This window comes from Blastomonas sp. UPD001 (genome assembly GCF_003426715.1).
GTDB lineage: Bacteria > Pseudomonadota > Alphaproteobacteria > Sphingomonadales > Sphingomonadaceae > Blastomonas.
This window is the reverse complement of sequence record NZ_QKVT01000047.1, coordinates 1-4,898: the sequence shown is the minus strand read 5'-3', so window position 1 is coordinate 4,898 and position 4,898 is coordinate 1. Positions and strand designations below refer to the sequence as shown.

At 58.8% G+C, this 4,898-nt stretch carries 4 protein-coding genes and 1 pseudogene; 2 read left to right on the top strand and 3 right to left on the bottom strand.

Annotation, left to right across the window (positions count from 1 at the left end):
• Positions 1-479, top strand: a pseudogene (locus tag DM995_RS22525) (MarR family transcriptional regulator); the annotation flags it as partial.
• Here the strand turns inward: DM995_RS22525 and DM995_RS18230 are convergent.
• The 3 genes from DM995_RS18230 to DM995_RS18220 all read right to left on the bottom strand — a co-directional run bounded on the left by DM995_RS18230 (position 439) and on the right by DM995_RS18220 (position 3,960).
• Positions 439-1,458 carry a ParB/RepB/Spo0J family partition protein gene (locus tag DM995_RS18230; protein WP_060977089.1) on the bottom strand — a complete coding sequence of 340 codons (1,020 nt, stop codon included), beginning with the start codon at positions 1,456-1,458 and terminating at the stop codon, positions 439-441. The pseudogene DM995_RS22525 and the gene DM995_RS18230 overlap by 41 nt on opposite strands.
• Before the next feature lie 48 nt (positions 1,459-1,506).
• Positions 1,507-2,709 (bottom strand): AAA family ATPase, encoded by a 1,203-nt coding sequence (locus DM995_RS18225; protein ID WP_060977090.1) that lies wholly within the window; start codon positions 2,707-2,709, stop codon positions 1,507-1,509.
• A 165-nt stretch (positions 2,710-2,874) separates the two neighbouring features.
• On the bottom strand, positions 2,875-3,960 hold the full coding sequence (locus DM995_RS18220; RefSeq protein WP_060977091.1) for a replication initiation protein: 1,086 nt from the start codon (positions 3,958-3,960) through the stop codon (positions 2,875-2,877).
• A gap of 645 nt (positions 3,961-4,605) precedes the next feature.
• Between DM995_RS18220 and DM995_RS18215 the strand changes: the two genes are divergently transcribed.
• Positions 4,606-4,872, top strand: coding sequence for a WGR domain-containing protein (locus tag DM995_RS18215; RefSeq protein WP_081097192.1), 267 nt, complete (start codon positions 4,606-4,608; stop codon positions 4,870-4,872).
• Positions 4,873-4,898 lie beyond the last annotated feature (26 nt).

The following is a 4,898-nucleotide window of genomic DNA, read 5'->3' as shown; positions in this document are numbered from 1 at the left end:
GTGGGCTCGCAATCACGCGTTCGGCGCCGCGTGGCGCGGCCTGGGCTGCCTCATTGGCTGCGGCCATAAGGCCCCATCTTTTTGGATTGGGCTCGGCCCCGCTCGCGCTTGCAGGCATCATGCCGCGGGCCCTGTTCCGCGAATTCCACGAAGAACCCCTGCCCGCCCTTCTCCGTTCAGCGCTTCAGACGGCCACTGACAAAGCCGCGATCGATTTGCGGGTGATGCGAGAGGCTGTTGCTTTGGCCGACAAGCAGCTGGCCGGTCGGCTGTATACCTCTTCAACCGCTCCGCAGGCGTGGCGCATGATCGTCAGCCTTGGCCCCCTTACCAGAGCGGAGCTTGCCAGAGCCCTAGGCGTGACAAAGCGAACAGCTTCGCAATCGGTGTCCTCGTTGCAGGAGGCAAGCATGGTGCGCTTGCGCGAGACCGATAGTGCTATGGTACCGGCCAATGCTGATCTAGTACCGCGCGAATAGCCTCTTCGGCTTCCTGCCGCGTTGCACCACCTTTGTTCAACAAGGTGATCCGAACCCCCTTGCGATCAGCTCCCTCAATCCGAAGCACAGGCACGCCCACACCATTGGCAACAGTCTCGACCTTTCCTGACTTCTTGGGGGATCCTGACTTCTTGGGGGGATCGACCGCAAGGGAAAGGGCCTTGATTACCTCCAGCACCGAGAGCGACTGGTTTGTCCGCTCCCGTTCGGCAGCAAGCCGGGCTGCCTCCAGGAAGGCCCTCTCCCTCCGGTCCTCGGGCTTCAAGAGCGCTTTGAGTGCGATCGCATTACGAATTCCGAGTTCCTGCGGATTAGCAAAGGCTCTGGTCAACTCCTCGGGCAGGCGAGCCAGATCGAGATAGCGTGTGAGCCAGCTTTCGGACACCTTGAGCCGCTCGGCCATCGTCTTCTGACGGCCCTCGTAGTAGGCGGTCAAAGCTCGCAGATAGTCCTTCGCGCGCTCGAAATCGGTTAGGTCGTCCCGTGCGCGGTTCTCGAGATCTGCGAGCCTGAAGGCCTCCTCATCGCCAATCTCGCGCACGTCGACGAGGAACTTGAAGTCTGGGTAGTTGTGCGTCCGCAGCCAGCTGATCGACCAGTGCCGCCTCGCCCCGCAGATGACCTCGAAATCATATCCGTCGTCACCAGACAGGCGTCTGACAATTGCCGGGATCTCCTGCCGGCCCTGTGCCTTGATGCTCTCAATCAGGTCTGCGCAACGCTCCTCGGTGAGGAGCGCATAGTCGCGATTGTGGCCAGCCCACATCCGGCACCTTGCCGGATCAACAAGCTCATGCGTGCGCGAGACAATCGCGCCGGAAGCGAGATCGGCCAAACGGTTTGATCGCCCGGTAAGCACATTCGACGCGATGCTCGATCGACGCGGCGTGGCGGAATCCTCGGTTAGATCGATCCCGGCGGCCAAGTCGGCGGCAAAACCGCTGTTCTTCCTACTCATGAAAGCCTCCCATTAGCAGAATTGCACGCGTGCAATTTTCCCAGCGGCTCATACCAAGGCCTCCTGCCGGAGGCGCTTTTGATGGCTTGGCCACATCGATCGAATGTCGACTTCGATTTCTGAGTTCACGCCATCAAGGTAGTTAAGGCAGCGATTGCGTACCGCCGAGCTCGTAGCAGGCCCGTCGAGTTCATAGACTGTCATCAGCCGCGCAGTCGCATTGTCGATCTCGGCAGAGTCCTTGAGCGGCGTTCGAACCATGGCGTGGCCAAACAGCGTCCGCATCAACTGCAGAAGCTCCTTCTGCATCGACTTGTTCTCATCGACCTTCGAGGCGACGAAGCGGAGAAACGTCAGTTCCGGGGCAAGCCCCCGATCAGCAAGCTGCTCGATCGTTTCATCAAGCATCGAGAGAAATGCCGCGGTTGAGGAGAAGTCCATTACGGTTGGGGGGACAGGAACCACCAGCGCGTTTGCCGCGCGCAAAACTGACAGGGAGATTGCTCCGAGGGCCGGCGGAGGATCCATGACGATGACATCGAACCGATCCGAAATGCTCTCGATGCCCTCCTTGAGACGGTCAAGCAGGGCCCCGTTCCCCTGGGCCATTCGCGCCGCCAGCTCATACTCGGAGTTGAACAGGCGAAGGTTGGCGGGGATCAATTCAAGGCCATCAAAATGTGTCTTGCGAAGGGCGTAATCGAGAGAGGACCGCTCACCTTCACGCAGGAATGGGTAAAGGGTGTCATCTTCGGTCAGATCGAGATCGGGCACGTAGCCAAAAAGCGTTGTCGCAGAGGCCTGACTATCGCAGTCAATGAGCGCAACACGGTACCCCCTGATCGCGAGGTACTGCGCCAAGTGGACTGCCAGGGTGGACTTGCCGACACCTCCCTTGAAGTTCTGAACTGCGACCACACAGCACGGATCACCCGGCGCGCGGTACGGGCGCGTCCCGAACACGCCGCGCATGTCGTTCAGCTGTGCAAGGGTGTATCTCTCACGCCGGTTGCTATCGGTCCTTGCCGGCTCGGGCAGGCGCCCGTCCTTCTCTGCATCACGGATAGCTGCCGGTGTTCGCCCGACGAGCTCAGCCGCCTTTCCAATCGTGAAGGTTGGCTCACGGCGGGCATCTGATCTCGCGCTTCGAGCAGAGTCGCGCAGTTTCTCCAACACTGACGATGTTCGACTAGCCAGCGTTGCGACCGAAACCAAACGTTCAGCCTCTTCAATCTGAAGTCCGTTAGACACATGCCGTCCTTTCGCAATTGAGAGCGTGCTACACCCACTTGCGCTTTTCGGTCAAGAAATTCGGAAATTTCGAAAGTCGAACTGCCTTGTCAGCCTAAATTTGGGGAGGCGGCGCCCCATCCTGACTCGGTGGGGGCGCGGCGAATTGCACGCGTGCAATTTTGCCTATGAGGGCCGCCCACGCCGGTTTACCCACCCCTCACAAAAGCCCTTCCACGCCGCAATCAGCTTAGCGCCACGAAGCTTCTCCAACCGATTGCCCATGTGGTCGCGAAAACCGCTCGCGATAAGGTCAACATCCCATCCACCGCCATGCTTTCGGGCGACTTCAAGCAAATCGGCGTGCCCGAAGCGGATCGAGCCAGACGACGGGAATGTGGACTCTGACTGCTTGATCGCATGCACCGCACCGGGCGTAGATACTATTGCCCCCTGCCCTGCCGTTATGGTCTCGACGGAACCGGTCCGCCTTGCCTGCCGTCCCGCCGAATGCCGGTCGAGCTCATCTACCGTTTCCAAGACCTCCGGGGCGCCCTTCGGTTCAAACCGGAACTCAAGCTCGGTGACCGTACGCCCCTGCCGAATTTCACGCCATTCGACACGGAAGTGAGCGAGCTGGTCAATTTCAGACTTCGCCTTCTCAAGCACCTTGCGCCGAAGCTGAGCGAAGTCCGTGTAGACATCCGGCGGGATCCCGAGCGCTGCACGCAGTGCCTGCATATCTCCTCGCCAAGTTGCTTGGCGGCGATGGAGGCGAAGGGCTCCAAGCTCGTAAAGCTTGAGCGCATAATTCGAGCGGAAACCCAAGACCGCTTGCCGGTTAAGCACGGCATAAGTCTCAGAAGCCTGGATCAGCTTACGCGCATCGGGCGTGAACTCCCATTCGATCCAGCCCGTCTCTCCGCCATCCTCGTCGGTTTCCTCTTTAGACCGAGAGATCAGGGAGAACAGGAGAGTCGCCTTCTTTCCGCGCCACGATTTATCATCCACAGCAAACAGGGTGCGATGGAGCTCCTGAAGCATGTCGCTGATCCGCTCGTTACCCTTGTGGCCTCGGCGTATATCGGCTTTGCGAATGCGATGAGGACGATCTTCCCATGCGTCTCCACCTGCGGTCAGGATCATGAGCGCCAACAGCCGCGATGCCGTCAGACTAAGCGACTCACCTTTGACGAATTTGATCTCAATGATGTTGCCCGGTTTGGCGAACTCGTCGCCACCCTTTGCCTTCAATGCAGCAGCAACGCGCATCGCACGTCCGGGGGAACCTTCTTCAGGCTTCTCCTCGGAAGCTTCTACTATTGGGCTGTCATCAGTTTCCATGCCATAGTGCGATCAGAGCTTGATTCTTCGAAGGATTGATTGCTGCCTGACCTGACCTCGTTCGTCAAGTCAGGTCAGGATGGGATTCCTTTGGGAGCCCCCAAGAGGTCAGGAATGAAGGTCTGTGAACGGGAGGCAAAATCCCAGGAGATTCCGCGAGTCGGCAAGCTTACGGACAGAGCGCTGATTAGGGGGCAATTTTGATGTTTGCGGGCGAAGTTAGGCCACTAAGCAGCGCGCTGAAGGTCCGTCCCCCACGCGGTCAGGATGGCCCCAGCAGGTCAGGTGAATGCCCCCGCTCGGTCAGGGTTCAGCCCCCATCAGGTCAGCCTAACACCCCCATCTGGTCAGGAAGATCGGCTTAAAGTGCTGGATTCACCTCAAAAATTGGCCTCGAATCTGAATCTCTAGAATCAAGAATCCTTCCGCTGCAAGCAGCGGCGTTTTTATGATGATGTTTCTAAGGGAGAAGGGCCAGCGCCCTCGATACAATCGCTTCCGTGAATCACAGCGGGTGTAGTGATTCAAATTTCCGGTTGGACCCACAGCCGATATCCCTGTCACCAAGCCACCATGAGAACACCCATCAGCCAGTCTTGGCATTGGCAGGCCATCGACCCTTCACGCAATGTTGCCCGTGCCTACCATCTCTGGATCCAAACCGACCTGTTCGGTTGGACGACGATTGAACGTCGCTGGGGGAGGATCGGCTCAAAAGGGCAGGGGGTAACCCTGAGTTTTCCTGACAGGGCCCAAGCCGAAATCATCGCCCGACAGGTCCGCGAAAGACGCAAGAGCGCCTTCAAACGAATAGGAGTAGGTTACCAAGAGGTCGAATGACCGCCTTGCACGCGCATCTGCAAGGG

Bases quoted from the DNA above. Each gene is read 5' to 3' on its own strand.
- DM995_RS18230 (WP_060977089.1), bottom strand. From the start codon at position 1,458: ATGAGTAGGAAGAACAGCGGTTTTGCCGCCGACTTGGCCGCCGGGATC.
- DM995_RS18220 (WP_060977091.1), bottom strand. From the start codon at position 3,960: ATGCGCGTTGCTGCTGCATTGAAGGCAAAGGGTGGCGACGAGTTCGCC.
- DM995_RS18215 (WP_081097192.1), top strand. From the start codon at position 4,606: ATGAGAACACCCATCAGCCAGTCTTGGCATTGGCAGGCCATCGACCCT.